The sequence below is a fragment of the Kitasatospora sp. NPDC048286 genome (assembly GCF_043201735.1).
Taxonomy (GTDB): Bacteria; Actinomycetota; Actinomycetes; order Streptomycetales; family Streptomycetaceae; genus Kitasatospora.
The window spans coordinates 1-22,946 of record NZ_JBICZE010000034.1; the positions used below are offsets into that span (position 1 = coordinate 1).

The 22,946-nt window shown below is 72.3% G+C and carries 22 protein-coding genes and 2 pseudogenes; 12 read left to right on the forward strand and 12 right to left on the reverse strand.

Annotated elements, in window-relative coordinates; translation table 11 throughout:
- The 5 genes and pseudogenes from ACGF13_RS39935 to ACGF13_RS39955 form a co-directional block, all read right to left on the reverse strand.
- Window positions 1-113, reverse strand: a pseudogene (locus ACGF13_RS39935) (electron transfer flavoprotein subunit beta); the annotation flags it as partial.
- A gap of 253 nt (window positions 114-366) precedes the next feature.
- Window positions 367-1,164, reverse strand: a complete 798-nt coding sequence (locus ACGF13_RS39940; RefSeq protein WP_392884532.1) for a family 1 encapsulin nanocompartment shell protein — start codon at window positions 1,162-1,164, stop codon at window positions 367-369.
- A gap of 14 nt (window positions 1,165-1,178) precedes the next feature.
- Entirely contained in the window at window positions 1,179-2,210 is a 1,032-nt protein-coding gene (locus ACGF13_RS39945) for a Dyp-type peroxidase (RefSeq protein WP_392884533.1), read from the reverse strand.
- A 232-nt stretch (window positions 2,211-2,442) separates the two neighbouring features.
- Complete coding sequence (locus tag ACGF13_RS39950; protein WP_392884534.1) at window positions 2,443-3,066, reverse strand: FMN reductase; 624 nt, start codon at window positions 3,064-3,066, stop codon at window positions 2,443-2,445.
- A complete protein-coding gene (locus tag ACGF13_RS39955; protein ID WP_392884536.1) occupies window positions 3,063-4,169 on the reverse strand; it encodes an LLM class flavin-dependent oxidoreductase in 1,107 nt (368 codons plus the stop codon). The genes ACGF13_RS39950 and ACGF13_RS39955 overlap by 4 nt, the downstream gene beginning before the upstream one ends.
- A 171-nt stretch (window positions 4,170-4,340) precedes the next feature.
- Here ACGF13_RS39955 and ACGF13_RS39960 point away from each other — a divergent pair, with 171 nt between their 5' ends.
- Complete coding sequence (locus ACGF13_RS39960; protein ID WP_392884537.1) at window positions 4,341-5,102, forward strand: PP2C family protein-serine/threonine phosphatase; 762 nt, start codon at window positions 4,341-4,343, stop codon at window positions 5,100-5,102.
- An 87-nt stretch (window positions 5,103-5,189) separates the two neighbouring features.
- Here ACGF13_RS39960 and ACGF13_RS39965 read toward each other — a convergent pair whose 3' ends face one another.
- The 3 genes from ACGF13_RS39965 to ACGF13_RS39975 all read right to left on the reverse strand — a co-directional run bounded on the left by ACGF13_RS39965 (window position 5,190) and on the right by ACGF13_RS39975 (window position 10,924).
- Window positions 5,190-7,439 (reverse strand): M9 family metallopeptidase, encoded by a 2,250-nt coding sequence (locus ACGF13_RS39965; RefSeq protein ID WP_392884538.1) that lies wholly within the window; start codon window positions 7,437-7,439, stop codon window positions 5,190-5,192.
- 330 nt (window positions 7,440-7,769) lie between these two features.
- Window positions 7,770-10,061: a M9 family metallopeptidase gene (locus ACGF13_RS39970; RefSeq protein WP_392884540.1), complete on the reverse strand. Its 2,292-nt coding sequence runs from the start codon at window positions 10,059-10,061 to the stop codon at window positions 7,770-7,772.
- A 281-nt stretch (window positions 10,062-10,342) separates the two neighbouring features.
- Window positions 10,343-10,924, reverse strand: coding sequence for a DoxX family protein (locus ACGF13_RS39975; protein ID WP_392884541.1), 582 nt, complete (start codon window positions 10,922-10,924; stop codon window positions 10,343-10,345).
- A gap of 216 nt (window positions 10,925-11,140) precedes the next feature.
- Between ACGF13_RS39975 and ACGF13_RS39980 the strand changes: the two genes are divergently transcribed.
- Window positions 11,141-11,737: a TIGR03086 family metal-binding protein gene (locus ACGF13_RS39980; RefSeq protein ID WP_392884543.1), complete on the forward strand. Its 597-nt coding sequence runs from the start codon at window positions 11,141-11,143 to the stop codon at window positions 11,735-11,737.
- 162 nt (window positions 11,738-11,899) lie between these two features.
- Complete coding sequence (locus ACGF13_RS39985; protein ID WP_392884544.1) at window positions 11,900-12,355, forward strand: hemerythrin domain-containing protein; 456 nt, start codon at window positions 11,900-11,902, stop codon at window positions 12,353-12,355.
- 65 nt (window positions 12,356-12,420) lie between these two features.
- Here the strand turns inward: ACGF13_RS39985 and ACGF13_RS39990 are convergent, their stop codons facing one another.
- Window positions 12,421-13,209 carry a VOC family protein gene (locus ACGF13_RS39990; RefSeq protein WP_392884545.1) on the reverse strand — a complete coding sequence of 263 codons (789 nt, stop codon included), beginning with the start codon at window positions 13,207-13,209 and terminating at the stop codon, window positions 12,421-12,423.
- A 122-nt stretch (window positions 13,210-13,331) separates the two neighbouring features.
- Window positions 13,332-13,577, reverse strand: a pseudogene (locus ACGF13_RS39995) (Uma2 family endonuclease); the annotation flags it as partial.
- A 120-nt stretch (window positions 13,578-13,697) separates the two neighbouring features.
- On the opposite strand from ACGF13_RS39995, the gene ACGF13_RS40000 reads away from it, so the two are divergent.
- From ACGF13_RS40000 to ACGF13_RS40015, 4 genes are all read left to right on the forward strand, one after another.
- Window positions 13,698-14,375, forward strand: coding sequence for a TetR/AcrR family transcriptional regulator (locus ACGF13_RS40000; protein ID WP_392884546.1), 678 nt, complete (start codon window positions 13,698-13,700; stop codon window positions 14,373-14,375).
- A gap of 129 nt (window positions 14,376-14,504) precedes the next feature.
- Entirely contained in the window at window positions 14,505-16,025 is a 1,521-nt protein-coding gene (locus ACGF13_RS40005; protein WP_392884547.1) for an MFS transporter, read from the forward strand.
- Between the two features lie 259 nt (window positions 16,026-16,284).
- The gene (locus tag ACGF13_RS40010) at window positions 16,285-17,895 is read left to right on the forward strand and encodes a cytochrome bc complex cytochrome b subunit (protein ID WP_392884548.1); all 1,611 of its coding nucleotides are present in this window, start codon (window positions 16,285-16,287) and stop codon (window positions 17,893-17,895) included.
- Between the two features lie 31 nt (window positions 17,896-17,926).
- Window positions 17,927-18,367 (forward strand): PPOX class F420-dependent oxidoreductase, encoded by a 441-nt coding sequence (locus ACGF13_RS40015; RefSeq protein ID WP_392884549.1) that lies wholly within the window; start codon window positions 17,927-17,929, stop codon window positions 18,365-18,367.
- Window positions 18,368-18,516: 149 nt separating this feature from the next.
- Here the strand turns inward: ACGF13_RS40015 and ACGF13_RS40020 are convergent, their stop codons facing one another.
- Complete coding sequence (locus ACGF13_RS40020) at window positions 18,517-18,786, reverse strand: DUF1876 domain-containing protein (RefSeq protein ID WP_392884550.1); 270 nt, start codon at window positions 18,784-18,786, stop codon at window positions 18,517-18,519.
- A 166-nt stretch (window positions 18,787-18,952) separates the two neighbouring features.
- Between ACGF13_RS40020 and ACGF13_RS40025 the strand changes: the two genes are divergently transcribed.
- The 4 genes from ACGF13_RS40025 (at window position 18,953) to ACGF13_RS40040 (ending at window position 21,871) form a co-directional block, all read left to right on the forward strand.
- The gene (locus ACGF13_RS40025) at window positions 18,953-19,858 is read left to right on the forward strand and encodes a YndJ family protein (RefSeq protein WP_392884558.1); all 906 of its coding nucleotides are present in this window, start codon (window positions 18,953-18,955) and stop codon (window positions 19,856-19,858) included.
- Entirely contained in the window at window positions 19,855-20,370 is a 516-nt protein-coding gene (locus ACGF13_RS40030) for a DUF1990 family protein (protein WP_392884552.1), read from the forward strand. The genes ACGF13_RS40025 and ACGF13_RS40030 overlap by 4 nt, the downstream gene beginning before the upstream one ends.
- A 137-nt stretch (window positions 20,371-20,507) precedes the next feature.
- A complete protein-coding gene (locus tag ACGF13_RS40035; RefSeq protein ID WP_392884553.1) occupies window positions 20,508-21,143 on the forward strand; it encodes a hypothetical protein in 636 nt (211 codons plus the stop codon).
- Window positions 21,140-21,871, forward strand: a complete 732-nt coding sequence (locus ACGF13_RS40040; RefSeq protein WP_392884554.1) for a hypothetical protein — start codon at window positions 21,140-21,142, stop codon at window positions 21,869-21,871. The genes ACGF13_RS40035 and ACGF13_RS40040 overlap by 4 nt, the downstream gene beginning before the upstream one ends.
- Here ACGF13_RS40040 and ACGF13_RS40045 read toward each other — a convergent pair.
- Entirely contained in the window at window positions 21,839-22,234 is a 396-nt protein-coding gene (locus ACGF13_RS40045; protein ID WP_392884556.1) for a hypothetical protein, read from the reverse strand. The two genes, ACGF13_RS40040 and ACGF13_RS40045, sit on opposite strands and share 33 nt — an antisense overlap.
- A gap of 201 nt (window positions 22,235-22,435) precedes the next feature.
- Here ACGF13_RS40045 and ACGF13_RS40050 point away from each other — a divergent pair, with 201 nt between their 5' ends.
- Window positions 22,436-22,825, forward strand: a complete 390-nt coding sequence (locus ACGF13_RS40050; RefSeq protein ID WP_392884557.1) for a thioredoxin family protein — start codon at window positions 22,436-22,438, stop codon at window positions 22,823-22,825.
- The last annotated feature ends 121 nt before the right edge of the window (window positions 22,826-22,946 follow it).

Below are 22,946 nucleotides of genomic sequence, written 5' to 3' on the forward strand. Positions count from 1 at the left end.
TCCGACAGGAGGCCGTCCACACCCTCCCGGTCCGTGGTGTGGTCGTCCGCGAAACGACGGTCACCCGTCGCGTCCGGCACGTACTTCACACAGACGACGATCCTCAAGCTCATGAGCGGTTCTCCTGTCACGGGTGCACGGATGCACTGGATCCATGGCCTCAGGCATGCCGAGGGTACTGAGTGCCAAGTCCGGCCCGGGCGCGACCCGCGCACCGCAAGCGCCACCTGGACCGGCAGACCGGGTCGACTCCCGTCGACTGGCGTCAGAGGCTCCACGGAGAGGATACGGCACTCAGTACCCCTCGTAAAGGAACTCAGTACCCTTCCGGAGCCTCCGGGGGGCGGCCGGCGGCGCGGACACGCCCTAGCCTCGCAGGACGACGGCGGCCTCTCCGGTGTGGACCCGGAACGTCATCGATTCCTGGAGGTAGAGGCTGATCGTCTCGGCATCGTGGGAGAGGTAGCCCACCGAGACGTCCTGGCCGAGGAAGAGTTCGAAGTCCCCGCCGCGGGCGGAGAGCAGGTAGGCGCCCTCGATGGCCGGGGCCCAGATGATGTCGCCGTCCAGGAGGCGGGCGATGTGGTTGTGGACCGGGTAGCCGTGGTCGCTGGTCTCGTTGACGGCGGTGAAGGCGGCCGCGCCGAGCAGGAGCGAGTAGGGGCCGCCGACGCCGGCGAGGCGCAGGGCGGTCAGGGCGCGACTGACGGCCTCCGGGTATTCGCGGACGTCGTCGGGGAGTTGGACCGGGGGGTTGGTGGAGGCGGCGCGGATGCCGTCGATGCCGGCGGCTCGGTAGCCCTCGAAGACGGCGCGGTCCTCGGCCAGGGCGAGCTTGCGCGCCGCGTCCTTGACCGGCTGCCAGTCGGAGTCCCGGGAGCCGCGTTCGACGTCGTCCACGGCGTCGCGGCGGACGGTGAAGGGGACGCGCAGCTCGACCACCGGCTGGACGGCGCGGGCGCGGGCCTCGATGCCGTCCGTCGGGGGGTCGACGGCGGTCAGGTGGCCGGTGCCGACGGCGGCGAGGGTGGCGCCGTCGGGGCCGCTGAGGTCGACCACCCGGCGGCCGGCGATGTGGAGCTTGAAGGTCTGGCGGGCCTCCTCCTCGATCTCCTCCCACGCGGCGGCGGAGATCGGGGCGAGGTCCCGGTGGAGGTTGTCCATGGGCGCGGTCCTGTTCAGGTGGTCTGCTTGAGGCTGCCGATGCCGAGCGAGCCGTCCCCGGGAGCGGGAGCGGGGGCGCAGGCGGTGGAGGGCGGAGGCGGCGGGGAGTCGAGGAGATCGGCGGTCGGCACGAAGAAGAGCCCCCCGGTGACGGCGGTGGAGAAGTCCAGCAGCCGGTCGGTGGTGCCGGGCGGGTTGCCGACGAACATGTTGCGCAGCATCTCCTCCGTCACCCCCGGGTCGGCCGCGTAGCCGATGAAGTAGGTGCCGGCCTCGCCGCCGCGGCCCGCGGAGCCGAAGGTGCCGTACGGCATGTTGAAGCGGACGATCTTCCGCTCCTCGCCGTCCGGCCCGGTGATCACGGTGAGCGCCACGTGCGAGTCGGCGGGTTTGACGTCGTCGGCCAGCTCGATGTCGGTGAGCTTGGTGCGGCCGACCGCCCCCTCCTGCTCCTCCACGTTCAGCGCGTTCCACTTGTCCAGGTCGTGCACGTACCGCTGCACGACGACGTAGCTGCCGCCGGTGAACGCCGGGTCCTGCGCGCCGATCAGGGCGGCGTGCTCGGCGGCCCGGCCCTCCGGGTTCTCGGTGCCGTCGACGAAGCCGAGCAGGTCCCGGTCCTCGAAGTACTTGAAGCCCTGGACCGAGTCGACGACGGTGGCCGCGCCGGCGAGCCGTCCGGTGAGTTGCGCGGCCAGCTCGTAGCAGAGGTCCATCCGTTCGGCCCGCAGGTGCAGCAGCAGGTCGCCGGGGGTGGCCGGGGCCCGGTGGCGGGTGCCGGCCACCCCCTGGAAGGGGTGCAGGGCGGCCGGGCGGGGGCCGGTGAAGAGGCGGTCCCAGAGTCCGGAACCGATACCGGTGACGCAGGTGAGGCCGCCCTCGGGCGCCCGGAAGCCGACCGCGCGGCGCAGTGCGGCGAGTTCGGGCAGCAGCTCGCGGACGGCCGCCTCGCGGCCGGGCTCGACGGTGAGGACCAGGAAGACGGCCGCCGCGGTGAGCGGGGTGAGGACGGGCTGGGAGGTGGGCGGGGGCGGTGCGAGCGGCATGGAAGGACTCCGGTCTCCGGGCCTGATCATCCGTACGATTACACCCCGGAGCGGACATTTCGGCACGGTCGGCGGCCCGGGAGGGTGCTTCCCGCGCGGGCGTGCCGCGCTGCCCGAACGGGCGCGCCGAGGGGCGGGTACGCCGAGGGGCGGGCGCACTTCCTCGCACGCCCGCCCCTCGTTCGGCCCTCGTTCGACCTCGATCGCCCTCGGTCGGCCCTCCGGCCCGGGTTCAGACCCGCAGTGCCGCCAGCTGCTCGGCGAACGGCACCACCTGCCCGGGCAGGTCCGGCGCCGCCGGGCCGCGCCCGGCCAGCAGGGCCGCCAGCTCGCCGGCCGCCCGGTCGATCCGCCGCGGCAGGCCGTCGGTGAGCCCGTCCCCCGCCGCGCCCCAGTCGTCGGTGGCCGCGTAGACGGAGGTCGGCAGCACCACCGCGCGCAGGTAGCTGAACAGCGGGCGGACGGCGTGCTCCAGGGCGAGCGAGTGCCGGGGCGTGCCGCCGGTGGCGGCGATCAGGACCGGCTTGCCGGTGAGCGCGTCGTTGTCGATCACGTCGAAGAAGGACTTGAACAGACCGCTGTACGAAGCGGTGAAGATCGGCGTCACCGCGATCAGGGCATCCGACTCCGTCACCGCCTCGATCGCCGCGCGCAGCCCGGCGCCGGGGAAGCCGGTGACGAAGTTGTTGGCGATCTCCACCGCCAGGCCCCGCAGTTCGACCACGGTGACGTCCACCTCGCGCCCCTCCTGGGCGAGTCGGCGCACGGTCGAGTCGGTGAGCCGGTCGGCCAGCAGCCGCGTCGAGGACGGCTTGCCCAGTCCGGCACTCACCACCACCAGCTTGAACGCGGTCACTTGGCCACCTCCGTCTTCTCGTTCTCCTGCGCGTCCCGGGCCGCGACCAGCGCGGCGTGGGTCGGCCCGTCCGGCACCCCGGCCGGGCGGCCCTTGGCGAACTCCTCGCGCAGCACCGGCACGACCTCCTCGCCGAGCAGGTCCAGCTGCTCGAGCACCGTCTTCAGCGGCAGGCCGGCGTGGTCCATCAGGAACAGCTGGCGCTGGTAGTCGCCGAAGGTCTCGCGGAAGGTCAGGGTCTTCTCGATGACCTCCTGCGGACTGCCCACGGTCAGCGGGGTCTGCTCGGTGAACTCCTCCAGCGAGGGCCCGTGGCCGTACACCGGCGCGTTGTCGAAGTACGGACGGAACTCGCGCACCGCGTCCTGGGAGTTCTTCCGCATGAACACCTGCCCGCCGAGGCCGACGATCGCCTGCTCGGGCGTGCCGTGGCCGTAGTGGGCGTAGCGCTCGCGGTAGAGGTTGATCAGCTTCCGGAAGTGCTCCTTGGGCCAGAAGATGTTGTTCGCGAAGAAGCCGTCACCGTAGTAGGCGGCCTGCTCGGCGATCTCGGGGCTGCGGATCGAGCCGTGCCAGACGAACGGCGCGACGTCGTCCAGCGGGCGCGGGGTGGCGGTGAAGCCCTGCAGCGGGCTGCGGAAGCGGCCCTGCCAGTCCACCACGTCCTCGCGCCACAGCTGGTGCAGCAGCGCGTAGTTCTCGATCGCGAGCGGGATGCCCTGGCGGATGTCCTGGCCGAACCACGGGTAGACCGGGCCGGTGTTGCCGCGGCCCATCATGACGTCCACCCTGCCCTCGGCCAGGTGCTGGAGCATCGCGAAGTCCTCGGCGATCTTCACCGGGTCGTTGGTGGTGATCAGCGTGGTCGAGGTGGAGAGGATGATGCGGTCGGTCTGCGCGGCGATGTAGCCGAGCATGGTGGTCGGGGAGGACGGGACGAACGGCGGGTTGTGGTGCTCGCCGGTCGCGAAGACGTCCAGGCCGACCTCCTCGGCCTTGCGGGCGATGGCCACCATCGCCTTGATCCGCTCGTGCTCCGTCGGGGTGCGGCCGGTGGTGGGGTCGGTCGTCACGTCGCCGACGGAGAAGATTCCGAACTGCATGCTGATCACCACATCCCAGGTAGTAAAACTTTCAACCACAGCACCGGGGTGCGCGCGGCTATTCCCGCCGACTCCCGCCGAAAGGCAACTCCCCCGACTCCCCGACTCCTGCCGAAAGCCGACTCCCGCCGACAATGGAAGACGGGGATCCCTCCGGAAGGGCGGCGGACGATGGGTCCGTACATCGCGGTGAGCGCGCTGAGCCACGAGGGCCTGGTGCGGGAGCACAACGAGGACAGCCTCACGGTCGGGCCGTGGACGCTCTGCGCCACCGTGACCACCAACCCGCAGACCCTGCTCTTCCCGCTCGGCCCGCCCTGTGTGATCGCCGTCGCCGACGGCCTGGGCGGCCACCCGGGCGGCGAGGTGGCGAGCGCCCTGGTCGCCCGCCGGCTCGCCGCCGACGGGGGCGCGCTGGACGGCGAGGAGGCCGTCCGTGAGGAGCTCCAGGCCTGCAACCAGGCCGTCTACGCGGCCGCCGCCGAGGAGCCGGGGCTCGCCGCGATGGGCACCACCGTCGCCGGGCTGGTGCTGCTGCCCGGGCAGGTGCTGGCCTTCAACGTCGGCGACAGCCGGGTCTACCGGATCTCCGGGGACGGGCTGCGCCGGGTGAGCGTGGACGACAGCCCCCCGCTGCCGCCCGGCCGGCGCACCACCTCGGCGGTCACCCAGACCCTGGGCGGCTCGCTCGGCCTCACCTACGTCGAACCGCACGTCCGGGCCGCGCCGCTGGCCGCCGGGGACCGGTACCTGGTGTGCAGCGACGGCCTGACCGACCCGGTGCCGGACGAGGAGCTGGCCGCGCTGCTGGCGCGGTCCCCCGAGGGGGCGGACCGCTCGGATGGCAAGGCGGCGTTCGAACTGTGGAAGGCGGCCATCGAGGCCGGCGGGCCGGACAACATCACTCTGGCGCTGGTGCGGGTCGGCGCGTAGCCCCTGGGCCGGGGCATGGACCCGCCCCGGACGGGGCGCCGCAGCGCTCCGCCCGGGGCGGTCACCTGTCCAGTTGCCGTTGCCGGCTCAGAATTCGCTCGTGACGCTCACCCCGCTGAAGCCCTGCTGGGCGTAGAGGCTGAAGAAGACGTAGCCGGCCGGCGGGTCCGTGACGGTCAGCGTCTCGGAGTTGTCCGGGTTGGTCGACCGCGCGGTGTTCGCGTCGGTGTAGGCCCAGCCCGCCGGGTTGTAGTAGAGGTCGCCGTTGCCGGTGCCCCCGCTGGCGGTGATCTTCACCTGCTTGGTACCGGCGGGCACCAGCAGGTAGAAGTGCGCGTAGTTGCCCGTGGTCGCGGCGACGTTGCTGCGCGCGCAGTTGGCCGCCAACTGCCGGGTGTCGGCGCCGGTGCACTCCGGCAGCTGCGGGGTGGGCGGCGTGCCGCCCCCGTCGGTGGCGCAGGCGCCGGCGGCGCACTTGGTGAGCCAGCTGTCGAAGTCGGCGTCGTAGCGGGTGCCGATGGTGGTCTTCAGGATGGTGCGGGCACCGGCCCAGTCACCGGCGCGGTACTTGGCGAGCACCGCGTCCACGTCGGAGCGGTGCTGCTCCAGCATGTAGCGCACGGCCAGGTAGCCCCAGCGGTAGACCCGGTCCTGGTCGCCGTAGGCGGTGTCGAAGAGGTCGCTCAGCTTGTACGTGTGCCGGCCGGCCGCCGCGATGGCACCGTCGTTGTTGACCTTGCGGTACGAGTAGGAGACGTACTCGGCGAAGCCCTCCACCCACCAGATGGTCGGGGTGGTCATGCCGGCGTTGAAGTCGCCGTACATGTCGAACCGGCCGTCGAGGTAGTGGGTGTACTCGTGGTTGAGGTTCCAGATCTCGAAGGACGGGCGGGCCCACTCGGCCTCGTAGCAGAGGAAGCGCGGCTGGTTGCCGGCCTTGGCCGGGTCACCCTCCAGGTACATGCCGCCGTTGTTGGTGTCGATGCCGTAGATCGCGGCGGCGAGCACCTGGTAGTCGAGCGAGGAGTGGAAGACCACGACCTCGATCGTGCCGTTGTTGTCGTCCTTGACCGGGCCGCTGTCCTTGGCCACCGCGTGGAAGAACGCGTCCTGGCCGGTCAGGCTGGTGCAGGCGGTGGCCAGCTGGGTGGCGTCCAGCGCCTGGGCGATCAGCTTGATACTCGGGCTGCAGGTGGACGTCACGGTGAGCACGCCGGCCTTGAGCTGGTCGGCCTTGTTGCAGGTGCCGTAGTACGAGCAGTTGCCGCTGTCGTAGTAGTCGACGCCCTCGGCGACCGCGGCCCACTGGTAGACGGTGCGGCCCTTGGGCTCCGACGCGGCGACCAGCCCCTTGGCGAGCGGGCGGACCTTGGCCTGGAGGGCCGTGTCCTTCAGGAAGCGGGTCAGCTCCTTGGTCGCGTTGTAGACCAGCACGCCGTAGGTGTCACCGAGCAGGGCGTTGTTGCGGGTCGCGAAGTCGGAGAGCGCGTCGAGCACGCTCGGGTCCGCCTCGACGGCCGCGTCGAAGCCGGGCACCTGGTGGCCGCGGAAGAGCACGGTGAACACCGGGTTGACGGCCCACGCCATGCCGGCCGGGTTCCAGGTGTCGGCCTTGTAGTCGCCCAGCAGCCGCTTGACGACCGGCAGGTAGCGGATGTTCTCCTGCGCGCTGTCGATCAGGGTGACGGCCTCGCCCAGGATGGGCGCGTTGCCCGCCACGACGTCGCGCGAGTGCGCGCTGTTGAAGAAGGCGTCCAGCCCGGACTGGATCGCGGTCTTGAGGCCGGCGCCGTACTCGCCGACGTCCTCCTTGTGGTACCACTGCGCGAAGTAGCCGGCGCGCAGGTAGAGCACCAGCTGCTCGACGGACGTGCTGTTGTCACCGGGGTAGCCGGCCGCCGCGTCGCGCAGCGCGTAGGCCACCGTGCTCATCTGCTCCTCGCGGAACGCGCCGCGCGCGTCGCCGCCGGTGAGCTGGAAGAGACTGTTGATGCACTGGATGTCGGCGGCCTTGATGTGCTGGACCAGGTCGCTGCCGGTCCGGCCGGTGAAGTCGCCGATGGTACAGGCCTGTTGGGCCGCCGCGCCGAGGCTGAGGGCTCTGGCGGCCGGCCGGACCTCGGCCGGCCGGGTGTCGACCGGGAGCGGGGCGCGCTGGTCGACCGAGGCCAACTGCTGCCCGCTGTCGGCTCGTTCGGCGGCGCCGGTGGCGGGCTGCGGGGCCGGCCCGGCGGGGACGGGGGCGGGCGTGGCGCCCGGGACGGGGGTGGCGGGGGCGGCCTGGGACTGCGGGGCGAACAGGCCGATCGCCATGAACAGGGACAGGAGGAGCGTCATCAATCGTGCCGGCTGCGGGATTCGCAGCAGCCGTGAAGGACTCACGTGGGGGCCTCCGGGCCGTCGTCGACCGCGAGTTGGGGCGCGGTCGGTGGAGTGTCGAGGACCGTCGGCGACGGCGCCGCGTGGGGGCGGTTCCGTCGGGCGCGGTGGGGGATGTGACATGTACCATGGCACATCTCACATGGCCTTGGGAACCCGGGGCGTTGTGCACGGTTTGCGGGGAATTCAGGTGGGGCCGGTGATGACGGTCCGTCAACTGGCCCGCCCCGGACGGGGCGCCGTAGCGCTCCGCCCGGGGCGGTCACCTGTCCGGTCTGCCGGTTCGGCTCAGAATTCGCTCGTGACGCTCACCCCGCTGAAGCCCTGCTGGGCGTAGAGGCTGAAGAAGACGTAGCCGGCCTGCGGGTTGTCGACGGTCAGCGTCTCGGAGTTGTCCGGGCCGGCCGAGCGCGTGACGTAGGAGTTGGTGTACGCCCAGCTGCCCGGGTTGTAGTAGAGGTCGCCGTTGCCGGTGCCGCCCTTGCTGGTGATCTTCACCTGCTTGGTGCCGGCGGGCACCTGGACGTAGAAGTGCGCGTAGTTGCCGGTGGTCGCCGCGACGTTGCTGCGCACGCAGTTGGCGTCCAGCTTCCGCAGGTCACCGCCCGCGCACTCCGGCAGCTGCGGCTGGCCCGGGGTGCCGGTGGCGCAGGCGCCGGCGGCGCACTTGGTGAGCCAGCTGTCGAAGTCGGCGTCGTAGCGGGTGCCGATGGTGGTCTTCAGGATGGCGCGGGCACCGACCCAGTCACCGGCGCGGTACTTGGCGAGCACGGCGTCCACGTCGGAGCGGCGCTGCTCCAGCATGTAGCGCACGGCCAGGTAGCCCCAGCGGTAGACCCGGTCCTGGTCGCTCTTGGCGTAGACGGTGTCGAACAGCTCGCTCAGCTTGTAGGTGTGCTGCGGGGCCACCGCGATGGCGCCGTCGTTGACGACCTTGCGGTACGAGTAGGAGACGAACTCCGCGAAGCCCTCCACCCACCAGTCGATCGGCTGGACCTGGCCGGCGTCGTAGTCGCCGTACACGTTGAACCGGCCGTCGAGGTAGTGGGTGTACTCGTGGTTGAGGTTCCAGATCTCGAAGGACGGGCGGGCCCACTCGGCCTCGTAGCACAGGAAGCGCGGCTGGTTGCCGACCGTCGCCGGGTCACCCTCCAGGTACATGCCGCCGTTGTTGGTGTTGATGTCGTAGATGACCGCGGCAAGCACCTGGTAGTCGAGCGAGGAGTGGAAGTTCACGACCTCGATCGTGCCGTTGTTGTCGTCCTTGACCGGGCCGCTGTCCTTGGCCACCGCGTGGAAGAACGCGTCCTGCCCGTTCAGGCTGGCGCAGGCGATGGCCAGCTGGGTGCTGTCCAGCGACTGGGCCAGGATGTTGATGCTCGGGCTGCAGGTGTGCTTCACCGTCAGGTTGGCGGCCTTGAACTTCGCGGGGTCGTCACAGGTGCCGTAGTACGAGCAGTTGTCCGTGTCCCACCACCTCACGGCGAGCGTCACCGAGCCGCGCTGGTACATGGTGGGGCCGCTGGGCGCGGACAGCTGGGCCAGGGTCCGCGCGTACGGGCGCAGCCTGGGCAGCAGCTCCGGGTACTGCATGAAGCGGGTGAGTTCGTTGGTCGCCTCGTAGACCGTCCGCCCGTAGGTGCCGCCGTGCAGGCCCTGGTTGCGGGAGATGAAGGTGTACAGGGCGTCCAGCACGGTCGGGTCGGTCTTGACGGCCGGGAGGAAGTCGGCCTGCCGGTGCCCGGCGTAGAGCTGGGTGAGCACCGGGGTCACCGCGTAGACCATGCCGGTCGGGTTCCAGGTGGCGCTGTCGTAGTCGGTCAGCAGGCGCTTGGCGACCGGCAGGTAGCGGGCGCTGTCCTTGATGCTGTCGATCAGCGTGGCCGCCCGGGCCAGCGGGCCGGCGTTGTCCGCCGTGACGTCCCGCGAGCGGGAGTTGGCGAAGAAGGCGTCCAGCGCGGCGCGGGAGGCGTCCTTCAGGCCGTTGCCGTAGGAGCCCACCACGTCGGGGTTGTAGAAGTGCACGTAGTAGCCGGCCTGCAGGTAGAGCATCAGCTGCGAGATCGACGCGCTGTTGTTGCCCTGGTAGCTGTTCGCCGCGTCGCGCACCGCGTTCGCCACGGTGGTCATCTGCGACTCGCGGAAGGCGTTGGCGGCGTCACCGCGGCCGATCTTGAACAGCGAGTTGACGCACTGGAGGTCGACGGACTTGATCTGCTGGACCAGCGCGCTGCCGGTCCGGCTGGTGAAGTCACCGACGTTGCAGGGCGTTGCGGCCGCCGCACCGAGGCCGAGGGCCTTGGCCTGCGGCTGATCGGCCGGCGACTGGCCGGCGAACGGGGTCGTCGGCGGCTGGGGTGCCAGATCCTCCGGGCTGAGCCGCTTGCGGCCGTCCGGCTTCGCCGGGGCGGCGTCGGCACGGCTGTCGCCGATCGCGGGCGGCGGCGCCAGGTCGGCGGGCGCCGTGCCGGCGGGCACGCCGGTGGGGGTCGCCCCGCCGGGGGCGGGGCTGGTGGGCGCGGCCTGGGACTGCGGGGCGAACAGGCCGATCGCCAGGAACAGGGACAGGACGAACGTCAACAGTCTTGCGAACTGCGGGACTCGCAGTAAGCGGTGGCCATTCACGTGGGGGCCTCCGGGCCGTCGATGGCCGCGATGGGGCACGGCCTGCGGTGGAGCGAGGACCGTCCTCGGCGGCACCGCGTGGGGCGGTTCCGTCGAGGAAGTGGGGATGTGACATGTACCATTGCACACATCACACAACATTGTGAAGGCCTTTACCCGAGGTCTACTCATTCGAAATGACGGAAAGGGCACGGCGACGGGTCGTCACCATGCCCTTTCCATACGGGAACGGTCGGCTACTTGCGCAGCAGCAGGATCACGCCCGCCGTCACCAGGCCGACCACGACGGCGGCCGCGCCGTACGCCAGGCGGTGCGCCCGCAGCACCGGAAGGAAGCGGTCCACCGCGTAGCGGCCGGGGCCGGTCAGGGCGAGCGCGGCCGCGGCGGCCGTCAGCAGCAGCTCGTACTCGCTGCCCTTCGGGGCGAAGAAGCCGCCGCCCCAGGTGACGGCCAGCGCGTTGACCATCGTGCCGACGATCGCGGCACCGGCCAGCGGGGTCAACAGGCCGACGGCGAGGGCGAGTCCGCCCAGCGTCTCGGTGAGGCCGGCCACCACGGCCATGGCGTGGCCGGCCGGGTAGCCGCTCATGGTGAAGAACTGACCGGTGCCGTCGATGCCACCGCCGCCGAACCAGCCGAACAGCTTCTGACTGCCGTGCGCGGCCATGGTCAGGCCGAGGGCGAGGCGCAGGAGCAGGAGTCCGGCGTCGTAGGCGTGCGGGGAGGTCGTCGCGGGCCCGGCGGTGTCCCGGGCCGGGCTGACGGCAGTGGTGGCGGCAGTGGTGGCGGCGGTCGTGCTCGGGCTGCTGCTCGGCATGCGCGTCTCCATCGGTGTCGATCGGGGTGCGGTCGCCGTCCGGCGCGGCCGGACGCGATTACGGGGTGTGGTGGTGCGGCAGGCGGGGTCGTCACCCGGCGCCATTGTTCAAATTTGAACCGCCGCTCGTTCGACCGTACCCCGAAGTTCGAATTTGAACAACTGACGGTCCGTCGACGACTCGCGGCGCCCGTCCGGGCCGGGGAGGGTGGAGACATGGCCCAGCACAGGCAGCACCGACGAGGAGCCCGGACCGGCACCCCCTACCCCGAGGCGCTGGATGCCTTCGGCGAACGCGTCCGGCTGACCGCCCCCGGCCAGTGGGACTCCCCCACCCCCTGCGACGACTGGTCCGTCCGCGACCTGGTCAACCACCTCACCGGCGAGCAGCTCTGGGTGCCCGAGCTGCTGATGGGCGCCACCATCGGCGAGGTCGGCGGACGCTTCGACGGCGACCTGCTCGGCGACGACCCGCTCACCTCCTGGACCGAGGCCGCCGAGGCCGCCAAGGAGGCCTGGGCCGTCCCGGGCGCCACCGAGCTGACCGTCCACCTCTCCTTCGGCGACACCTCGGGGCAGTACTACCTGGACCAGCTCACCACCGACCTGGTGATCCACTCCTGGGACCTCGCCGAGGGCATCGGGCGGCTCACCCGGCTCCCGGACGGACTCGTCGAGTTCGCGCTCGGCGAGTTCGCCGGATACGGGGACCTCTCCGGCAGCGGGCTCTTCGACCCACCGCTGCCGGTGCCCGAGGACGCCGGCCCGCAGACCCGGCTGCTCGCCCTCACGGGGCGGCGGGACGGAGGGTGACCGGGGCGCCGGTGGGTGAGCGGGGGCACCCGTGGGTGAGCGGGTGCCTCTCCGGGCGGGGACGGGGACGGTGGGTGACCGGGAACGTCTCCGGGCGGGCGGCCCGGCGCCGGATACTGGAAGGCGGCGGGGGAAGTCTTCCGTGCGAGAGGCGGGCGGGCCATGAGCCGCAAGCCTGACATCCTCGGCGAGTTCACCGCCGACCACCGGGCGGTCACCGAGCTGCTCGACCGGATCGAGGCCGCACCGGCCGACGACCCCGGACGCGGCGAGCTGCTGGCCCGGCTGACCGACCTGCTGTTCACCCACTGCGCCGCCGAGGAGGAACACCTCTTCCCGGTGGTGCAGCACGACGTGCCCGACGGCGGGGAACTGGTCTTCCGCAGCATCCACGACCACCTGGCGATCGGACAGTACCTCGCCGACCTCCAGGGCCTCGAACCGGACGACCCGGCCTTCGGCACCCTGCTGCGCGGCCTCGCCGAAACCCTGCGGCGCCACCTGCGCGGCGAGGAGAAGCAGCTCTTCCCCGCCGCCCGCAAGGCCCTGCCCACCGCCGCCCGCACCGCGCTGGGCGACCGGCTGCGGGCGGAGCGGGCCGAGCTGGACGCGCCCTGAGCGCTCCGGACCGGCCGATTCTCCGGCCCGGTCAGTCCTTGGGCCCAGTCAGTCCTTGAGGCCGATCAGTCCTTGGGGCTGATCACCGCGAACCGCGCGCCCTCGCGGTCCCGCAGCCGGGCCACCCGCCCGTACGGGGAGTCGAAGGCCGGCCCGATCACCCCTCCGCCCAGCTCCACGGCCCGGGCCAGTGCCCGGTCGGTGTCCGGGACGGCAAAGGACACCTCCCAGTGCGGCGGCATCCCGGCCGGGCCGCCCGCCTGCTCCTTGGCCAACGCGGCGACGCTGTGGCCCTCGGCCCGCAGCACCACCCGGTCGTGCTCCCAGCGGACGTCGAAGCGCTCCGGGTCACGGCCGTCCCAGCGGAACACCTCGCCGTAGAACAGCGCCGCCGCGAACGGGTCCGGGGTGCGCAGCTCGATCCAGACCGGCGCGCCGAACAGGTCCAGCTTCCGGGCCCGGCCCGGCGGGCCCTCCCAGATGCCGAACACCGCACCCGCCTGGTCCGCCGCGAAGGCCACCCGCCCGGCGTCGAAGGCCAGCGGCCCGACCGCCAGCGTCGCGCCGCGTTCACGCACCGCGTCGGCGGCGGCGTCGGCGCTCTCCGTCCCGAAGTAGCTGGTCCACGCGAGCGGGATCGCCCCGGCGCCGCCGATCCCCAGCCCGGCCACCGCCTCCCCGCCGGTCACCGCGTGCACGTACGGCCCGAAACGGTCCGGCCCGGGCTCGAACTCCCAGCCCAGCAACGGCCCGTAGAACTTCTCGGCGTCCTCCAGGCTCCGGGCCGCCAGGCTCACCCAGCACGGCACGGCCGCCACACAGCGCACCCTGGCGACCTTCTCACCGCTGCCCATCGCGAACCTCCTCCGCCCACCCGACCACCGGGTCCCTCCCGGCTCCGACGACCCACCGGCCGCCCGGGACGCCCACAGCCTAGGCCGCCACCGACACCGCCCCGGGGAAGCCATGCCCAGGATCAGCGCACCCAGTTCTTGAGGGCTTCGGTCTCCAGGGAGATGCCCACGGGGTCGGGGAGGCGGACGGTCCTGCCGAAGGGGAGGGTCTGGACGGTCTCGTAGCGGACGCCGTCGGGCTCGCTGTGGACGATGACCTCGGCGGAGTCCCGGTCGATCAGGAGGTAGATCGGGATCCCGGCCTCGGCACAGGCGTGGGGCTTCTCGACGCGATCACGACGGTCGGTGTCGGAGTCGCAGGAGGTGATCACCTCAATATGTCGCAGGTCACAGTGTCGGAGGAAATTCCGGGGACGGATTCCCCGTTTCGGAGTACGTTGGCAGAAGCGGGGAGAAGTTCCCCGGTACCTTGATCAGGAGCAGTCGTCGTGACCACCACCGCCGAGTCGGCCCGTCCCGCGGGGAGCGCGCGCACGCCGAAGTTGCGTGCCGACGCGAGCCGGAACCGGGAGCGGATCGTGCTGGCGGCCCGGGACGCGTTCGTCGAGCACGGTGCCGATGCGGCGCTGGACGAGATCGCGAAGCGGGCGGGGGTCGGCAACGCCACGCTGTACCGGAACTTCCCGGACCGGGTGGCGCTGATCCACGAGGTGGCGGTGCTCGTCAAGAACCGCGTCCTGGCCCTCGCCGAGACGGCGACGGCGGAGGCGGACGCCCCTGACGGCGACGGCCCGTTCGACGCCCTCCAGCGGTTCGCGCACGCGTCCGTCGAGGAGAAGGTCGGCGGCCTCTGCGCCCTGTTCAGCAACCACGTCGACCCGTACGACCCGGAGTTGACCGACATCCGCAAGCGCCTGCAGGCCGCCGTGGGCGGGCTGATGGAGCGCGCCCTGGTGGCGGGCGAGCTGCGGCCGGACGTCGAGAACGGTGACCTGTTCATCGCGCTGAGCCAGCTGACCCGCCCACTGCCGAACACCTCCTGCCGCCTCCACGACGGGTTCGTCCACCGGCACCTGCAGATCTTCCTGGACGGCCTGCGCGCGCCGGCCGCCTCGGTCCTGCCCGGCCGGGCCGCGACCTTCGAGGACCTCCAGCCCGAGAACTGACCGACCACCAGTACCGACCGCCAGCACCGACCGCCCGGCCGCGCCCCGGCGCCTTCTCCCACCGCACCCCTTCCCGTACGGCAACCCGCCGTTCCCGTACGGCACCCGCACCGTGAAGTGAGTACCCCCATGCCTCAAACCGACGCCCGACCGGCGACGCTGCCCGATCCCCGGCGCTGGAAGACGCTGATATTCATCGGCCTCGCCCAGCTGATGGTCGTCCTCGACGCGACCATCGTGAACATCGCCCTGCCGTCCGCGCAGCACGACCTGGGCATCTCCGACGGCAACCGCCAGTGGGTGATCACCGCCTACGCGCTGGCCTTCGGCGGCCTGCTGCTGTTCGGCGGCCGGATCGCGGACCTCTGGGGCCGCAAGCGGACCTTCATCGTCGGCCTGACCGGCTTCGCCCTGGCCTCCGCGCTCGGCGGCGCCGCGGCCAACACGGCGATGCTGCTCGGCGCCCGCGCGCTCCAGGGCGTGTTCGGCGCGCTGCTCGCGCCGGCCGCGCTGTCCCTGCTCGCGGTGACCTTCACCGAGGCCAGGGAGCGCGCCAAGGCCTTCGGCATCTACGGCGCGATCGCCGGTGGCGGCGGCGCCATCGGTCTGATCCTCGGCGGCCTGCTCACCGAGTACATGAACTGGCGCTGGACCTTCTTCGTCAACATCCCGTTCGCCATCGTGGCCGCCGCGGGCGCCGTGCTGGTGATCCGCGAGCCCGCCGAGGGCCGCAACCGCAACAAGCTGGACGTCCCCGGTGTGCTGCTGGTGACCGCGGGCCTGGTCTCGCTGGTCTACGCCTTCACCCGCGCCGAGTCCGACGGCTGGTCGGCCGGCAGCACCGTGGGCCTGTTCGTCGCGGCCGCCGTGCTGCTGACCGCCTTCGTGCTGGTGGAGCGCCGGGTCAAGGCCCCGCTGCTGCCGCTGCGCGTGGTCCTCGACCGCAACCGCGGCGGGGTGTACCTGTCGCTGGGCATGGCCGTGATCGGCATGTTCGGTCTGTTCCTCTTCCTGACCTACTACCTGCAGATCGTGCTCGGTTACAGCCCGGTGCTGACCGGCGTGGCCTTCCTGCCGATGGTGGCGGGCATGATCACCGGCTCGACCCAGATCGGCGCCCGGCTGATGACCCGGGTCCCGGCCCGCTACCTGATGGCGCCCGGCTTCCTGGTCGCCTCGGTCGGCATGTTCCTGCTGGCCCACATCGGCCTGGACACCTCCTACCCGGCGGTGATCCTGCCCGGCCTGGTCCTGATGGGCCTCGGCATGGGCACCGCGTTCATGCCGGCGATGAGCCTGGCCACGCACGGCGTCCAGCCGCGCGACGCGGGTGTGGCCTCGGCGATGGTCAACACCTCGCAGCAGGTCGGCGGCGCCATCGGCACCGCGCTGCTGAACACCATCGCGGCCAGCGCGACCACCACCTGGCTGGCCTCGCACGCCTCCGGCGCGGTCGCCTCGCCGGAGGCCGCCAAGGTGCTGCAGTTCCAGGGCATGGTGCACGGCTTCTCCACCGCGATCTGGGTGTCCTTCGGGATCCTGGTGGCGGCCGCCGCCGTCGCCTTCACCTTCGTCAACGCCGGCCGGCCGGGTGCCGCGGCGGGCGCGGGCTCGGCGCAGGAGAACGAGGTGCCGGTGCTGGTGCACTGACGCCGGGGGCCTGTCCCTGACGACAGGCTCCGGGGTCGACTCGGGTGCGTACGCGGCCCGTCGGGTGTCTTCCACGACACCGGGCGGGCCGCTCGCCGTTTCCGGAGGACGTTTCCGGAGGGGAGAAAGCTCGCCGCTGCCGGGGCGGAGAGGGGAAGGGGGCACCCCGACTAGAAGTGGGGAGCTCTCCCCGATTATGGTGGCCCCCAGTACGAATCGGGGACGTCTCCCCGTTTCCTTCGGACCGAGGTGCGTACACATGACCCGGAATCAGAGCCCTGGGCGGGGGCAGCGGGCCGCCGACTGGGCGGACGGCCGGCTGGGGATCTACTCCCTGGCCAGGGCGAACCTGCGGAAGATCTTCCCGGACCACTGGTCCTTCATGCTGGGCGAGATCTGCCTCTACACCTTCCTGATCATCATCCTGACCGGCGTCTGGCTGACGCTGTTCTTCAAGCCCAGCATGGGCGAGGTGGTCTACGCCGGCTCCTACGTGCCGCTCAAGGGCGTCCCGATGTCGGAGGCCTACGCCTCCACGGTGGACATCAGCTTCGAGGTGCGCGGCGGCCTGCTGATCCGACAGATCCACCACTGGGCCGCGATCGTCTTCGTCGCCGCCATGTTCGTCCACATGATGCGGGTGTTCTTCACCGGCGCGTTCCGCAAGCCGCGCGAGATCAACTGGGTCTTCGGCTTCCTGCTGCTCTTCCTCGGCATGCTGGACGGCTTCTTCGGCTACTCGCTGCCCGACGACCTGCTCTCCGGCACCGGCATCCGGTTCATCGAGGGCTCGATCCTCGCCGTCCCGCTGGTCGGCACGTACGTCCAGATGTTCCTGTTCGGCGGGGAGTTCCCCGGCCACGACATCGTGCCGCGGTTCTTCACCATCCACGTGCTGCTGATCCCGGGCATCATGCTCGGCCTGCTGGTGGCGCACCTGATCCTGGTCTTCCACCACAAGCACACCCAGTGGGCGGGCCCCGGCAGGACCGAGAAGAACGTCGTCGGCATGCCGCTGATGCCGATCTACACGGCCAAGGCCGGCGGGTTCTTCTTCCTGGCCTTCGGCCTCGTCGCGCTGGTGTCAGCGATCGCGACCGTCAACCCGATCTGGGCGTACGGCCCGTACCGTCCGGACCAGGTCTCCACCGACGCCCAACCGGACTGGTACATGGGGTTCGCCGAGGGACTGATCCGGATCATGCCCGGCTGGGAGATCGGGCTGTGGGGGCACACCCTCAACCTCGGGGTGCTCATCCCGTTCGCGCTGTTCCCCCTCGTCCTGGGCGCCATCGCGGTGTACCCCTTCGTGGAGAGCCGGCTGACCGACGACGACCGGGAACACCACCTGCTCGACCGGCCGCGCAACGCACCCGTCCGCACCGCCCTCGGCGCCGCCTGGATCAGCGTCTACCTGGTGGCGCTGATGGCCGGCGGCAACGACCTCATCGCCACCCACCTGCACCTGTCGCTCAACACCATCACGTACGCCGCCCGCGTCGGCTTCTTCGTCGTCCCGGTCGTGGTCTTCGTCGTCGCCAAGCGCTGGTGCCTCGGCCTCCAGCGGCGGGACCGCGACAAGGTGCTGCACGGGCGCGAGACCGGCATCATCAAGCGCCTGCCGCACGGCGAGTTCACCGAGGTGCACGCCCCGCTCCCACGGCGGGAACTGCACCGGCTCACGGCGCACGAACAGCCCCGCCCCCTCGTCCTGCCCGCCGCGGTGGACGAGAATGGAGTGGCCCGCCCGGCGGGGGTGCTCACCCGCACCCGGACCCGGCTCTCCCGCGGGTTCCACGGCGAGGGCGGCCGGATCCCCAAGCCCACCGCCGAGGAGTACCGCGAGATCAGCGAGGGCCACGGGCACTGACCCGCGCCCCCCGACGGCACAGGGAGGACAGGTGCACCACCGAACCGACCGGCTCGCCGACAGCAGGTACCTCCTGCTCACCACCTTCGGCGAGGACGGAAGCCGGATGGACTCGCAGCTCTGGGTGGTGCCGGACGGCACGGCCCTCGGGGTCTGGACACCGGCCCACTCCGGCGAGGCCGAACGGATCCGCCGCCACCCCCGGGTGCTGATCGGCCCCTGCGACGCCCACGGGCGCCCCACCGGCCGCCAGGTCCCGGCCCGGGCACGGCTCTGCGACGCCGACGACACCGCGCGCTACCGCACCTCGCTGATCAACAAGTACGGCCTGTCGGCGCTGATCGCGCTGGCCCGCAGCCGGCTCCGGGTGGGGCTGGCCGGGACGGTCGGCATCCGGATCACGCTGAACGAACTGGAACAGCGGCTGGTCGGTCCGGAGTGGCAGCCGCCGGCCACCTACTGCGTCAACTGACGGACTGGCGAACGCCGTTGAGTGCCGGGGCCCCGGGAGGCGGCCCCGGCACTCGGCACCTCCGGGGCCGTTGCGCCCGGGGCCACCGCTCCCGGGGCCGTTCACGGCGGCGACCGATGACGACAGCGGCCGGGAAGCCGCGGGAGAGGTCAGGACAGCGGGTGGGTCGGGACCGGACTGACCTCCTGGATCTCGCCGTGGGCCTTGGTGAGCAGCTGCGAGGCGAGCTCGTTGAGCGCGCGGGCCCCCGCGATCTCCTCCCCGACCCTCAGCTGTTCCGGGTCGGAGGGGTGGCGGCTGCTGTAGCCGTGGGCGCGCAGTTCGCTCCCGTCGCCGAGCCGCAGCATCGCGGCGGCGCTGGTCCGCGGCCCCTCTTCGCGGAACTCCATCTCGATGTGCCAACCGACCAGAGTCTTCATGGCGGATCACCTCCATCGGTTACTCCTCCAGGGTGCGCCGCACCCATCGTGAACACCAGGCCAGCCGGTCGGGCGACATCCCGGGGGCGAGTTGAACACGTTCAAGTCAGCCGCGTAGAGTCGGCGGCGAAAGCCATTTGAACGCGTTCAAGGAGGTGTGCCCACGATGGGGAAGGGCACCACGGAACTGGTCGACCTGCTGATCCTGCTCGGCATGGGCGCCGTCGTCCCGCTCGGCCTCGCCCTGGTCGACGAGCCCGGCCTCACCCGGGTCCGCCGGCTGTGGCCGCTCGCCGCGGTACCCGGCGCGCTCTCGCTCTGGCTGCCCCGCGGCGGCCTCGCCACCGGCTTCGCCGCGCTCTACGCGCTCGGCACCCTGGCCGTCGCCCTGCACGCGCCGCTGCGGCTGGCCCGCACCCGGTCGCTCGCGCCCGCCGAGGTCGCGGTGCTCACCGCGCTCGCCGCGCCCTCGGTCGCCGGGACCGCCCTGGTCGCCGAACGCTCCGGCTACCCGTTGTTCGGCTTCGAACCGCACATCCTGGCGCTCACCGTCCCGCACTTCCACTACGCCGGGTTCACCGCCGCCCTGGTCGCCGGACTGGTCTGCCGCGCCGCCCGTCCGGGCTCGGCCGCGGCCCGCTGCGCGGCGCTCAGCGTCCCGGCGGGCACCCTGCTGGTGCTGGCCGGGTACTTCCTCGGCGACTGGTGGCAGTTCGCCGGGGCCGCCGTCCTGACCACCGGCATGTGGCTGGTCGGCCTGGTCACCTGGCGCGAGCTCCGCCCCCACGGCGGCGATCCGGTCACCGCCCGGCTGCTCGCCGCCTCCTCGGCCGTCCTCGCGCTCACCATGCTGCTCGCCCTGTGGTGGGCACTCGGCCGGGCCGCCGGACTCCCCCACCCCACCCTGACCTGGATGGCTGCCACCCACGGCGTCGGCAACGCGCTCGGCTTCGCGCTCTGCGCCCTGCTCGCCTGGCGCCGGATCGCCGCCCGACGGATCGCCGCCCGACGGATCGCCGCCGGACAACCGACCGCCGGACCATTGACCGCCTCGACGGAGACCGCCCGATGAACGACTACAGCTACCCCGAACAGGGCGCCAGCCGCACCGGCGAACTGCCCGCCGGCTACAACCACCTGCGGCACAGCGCGCTCATCGGCCACGGCCGCCCCGCCCTGGAAGCCGCCGGCGCCGCCCTGCTCGACTGGCGGATGCACCGGCTCGCGGGCGTCCTGATCGACGCGGCGGCCGACCGGGCCGCCCCCGGCGTCGCCGTACGCTGCGGCCTCGGCCTCGGCCCGCTGCGGGCCAGTGCCCCCAACCGCGTCCTGGCCACCCTCGACGGCCCGGACCGGTACGGCTTCACCTACGGCACCAGGGCCGGACACCTGGCCCGGGGCGAGGAGACCTTCCTGGTCGAACTGGCCCCGGACGACGCGGTCAGGTTCTCCGTCACCGCCTTCAGCCGACCGGTCGCCTGGTACGCGCGCCTCGCCGGCCCGCTGCTGCCGCTCACCCAGCGCACCTTCGCCCGGCACTGCGGCCGCGTACTGACCCGGATCGCGGCACAGGCCACCGGTTGAGCGACGGTGGCGGCCGGTCGGACGGAACAGCGGCAGGGGGCAGCCGCCGGGCGGCCGGGGGCGGTGGGTGAGCGGATGGGCGGGGTGGGGCGGAAAAGTGCTGGTCGGAGTGGGGTTCCGTTCGGGATGATCGGCGGATGATGTCGATGCGACCGGTGCTGACGTTCTTCTCCCCCGAGGGCTTCACGCTGTGGCCGACGGGCACGCCCGGGCGGCACGGGGACCTCACGTTGAGCGGGCGGATGACGTCGGCGGAGGTGGGTGCGGCGGTGTGGCTGCTGGCCGACCGCAACGACGTCGAGCCCGATCCCGAGCAGGCCGGGGAGCGGGTCGCCCGGCCGGCGGATCCGCTGGGCGCGTTCCTGCACGGGCTGCTGACCGAGCCGCACCCGTACGCTCCCGGTGGCCTGGTGGTGACGGACTCCGCGACCGGCGCCGTGTTCGAGCCGGGCTGCTGCAACGGCCTGGAGGACTGGCGCGAGTGGCTGGACGTCACGGACGGCCCCGGCACCGCGTGGTTCGGCCACGACCCCGACGCCCGGGCCGAGTGTGTCGGCCGGGTCGTCCGGCTGACCCAGGACGCCGAGGGCGGCGACGGCCCGGTGATCGAGCTGCCGGTGGACGAGCTGCGCGGGCTGCTCGCCGGGGCCGAGCGGGACCTGCGCGCGTTCCTCGCGCTCGCGGCGGGCTGGGCCGAGCGGCAGGTGCCCGGGTACGCCGCCGCCGTCACCGGCGCGCTCGCCCGCGCCCTGGACCTGGAGCCGCCGTCATGACCAGCTTCCACACCCGCCGGGCCCTGGTGCACGACGCCTCGCTCCCGCTGTACCGGCGGCACAGCGCGCTGCGCACCTGCCTGACCCTCTTCGCCCCGTACGGCCTGCGGGCGACGTACCACCACCTCACCGTCAGCGCCCGGATGCCGCGTCTCCTGGAGGCCGATCCGGAGTCGCTGGTCCGCGCGGTGGACGAGCTGCACGAGGCACGCGAGCTCCGGCGGGTCCGGGACGAGGAGTACGCGGAGCGGCGCCGGGCGGAGAAGCGGGCCGGGCGGCGGCGGCCGGCGGACACCCCCTGGGGGAACCGGCCCTGGCGGAACTCGCCGGACGCGGCCTGGCAGCACGACCCGTTCCTGCATCCGCCGTTGCGGCTGCCCGACTACGTCCGGCGGCAGCACGCGCTGTTGGACGGCGTCGAGCTGCCGGGCTGTCCGGCCTGTGGTGAGGAGGGCCCGGCGGTGTCCGTGTCGACCGGCCACGGCCACGCCGAGCTGTGCCGTTGCTGCGCCTGGGTGCTGACGCCCTGCGACTGCGGGCGGTGGCACAGCTTCGAGCCGGCGCTGCGGGTCGGCTGGAGCCGGACCTGGCAGCGGGAGCACATGACCGGCACCGGCGAGCCGAGCCCGCACTGGCCCGGTGTCCGGGGGACGGCCCGGGTGGAGCGGCTGGAGTCGTACACGGTCGACTGGGAGTCAGGCGTGGTGCGCCGGGACGGCGACCAGTAGCGCACCGCCGTCCCGGACCCGGACCTCGAAGTGGTCGATGTCCCCGGGCCGGAGCGCCGCGCCGCCGGTGGTGCGGACGGTGCCGTCCTCGGCCCCGTAGCCGCCCGCCGGGACGGACCAGGTGGTGACGGTCCGCTGCTCGCCGGCGCGCGGGACGGCGACCGGCCGGCACGTCAACGGGCCTTGCACACGGGAGAGTTGCAGACTGACCCGGGTTCCCCAGGTGGTGCCGTCCAGGCCGACGGTGGCGTGCGCGCCGGTGCTCGGGTCGGTGGCGCCGAACTGCTCGGCCACCGCCATCACGGCGGGGGTGTCGTCGGCGGTGAGCACCGCGGCGGTGACGGCGGGGTCGGCCGCCACCATCCCATCGCGGTGGCGGCCAGGGCCGGCACCAGCCGCCGGATCCGGCCCCGCCGCCGGGTGGCGGCCGCCGGCTGCTCGACGCCGGCGCCGGGACGGCCCGGATTCGCCTCCCGGAATACCCCGCGGACCCGGACCGTTGTGGCGGGCACATGGCCTGAACGGGCCTGGATCACCACCCTCCGGAAGGGAAGGAATCGCGAGATGAGCAGCACGGTCGAGCTGACCAAGGAGAACTTCGACGACATCGTCCCGGGCCCGGAGGGCAAGGACTTCGTCTTCATCGACTTCTGGGCCGGGTGGTGCGGGCCGTGCCGCCAGTTCGCCCCGGTGTACGAGAAGGCGGCCGAGCGCCACCCGGACCTCGTCTTCGCCAAGGTGGACACCGAGGCGCAGCAGGAGCTGGCCGCCGCGTTCGAGATCCAGTCGATCCCGACACTGGCGATCATCCGCGAGGGCGTGCTCGTCTTCTCGCAGCCCGGAGCGCTGCCGGAGGCGGTGTTCGAGGACCTGATCGGTCAGGCCCGCAACCTGGACATGGCCGAGGTGAAGCGCAAGGTCGCCCAGGAGCAGGCGGCCGGCGGCCAGGCCTGACCCGGACGTCCGAGGGCCCGGGGAGCGTCCTTGGGTTCTAGGAGTCGTTGCAACACCCCAGTTCAGGGGATGCATTGGACTTCGAGATCCGCAGAGACCGAAACGGTCAGGGGCCTGTGAA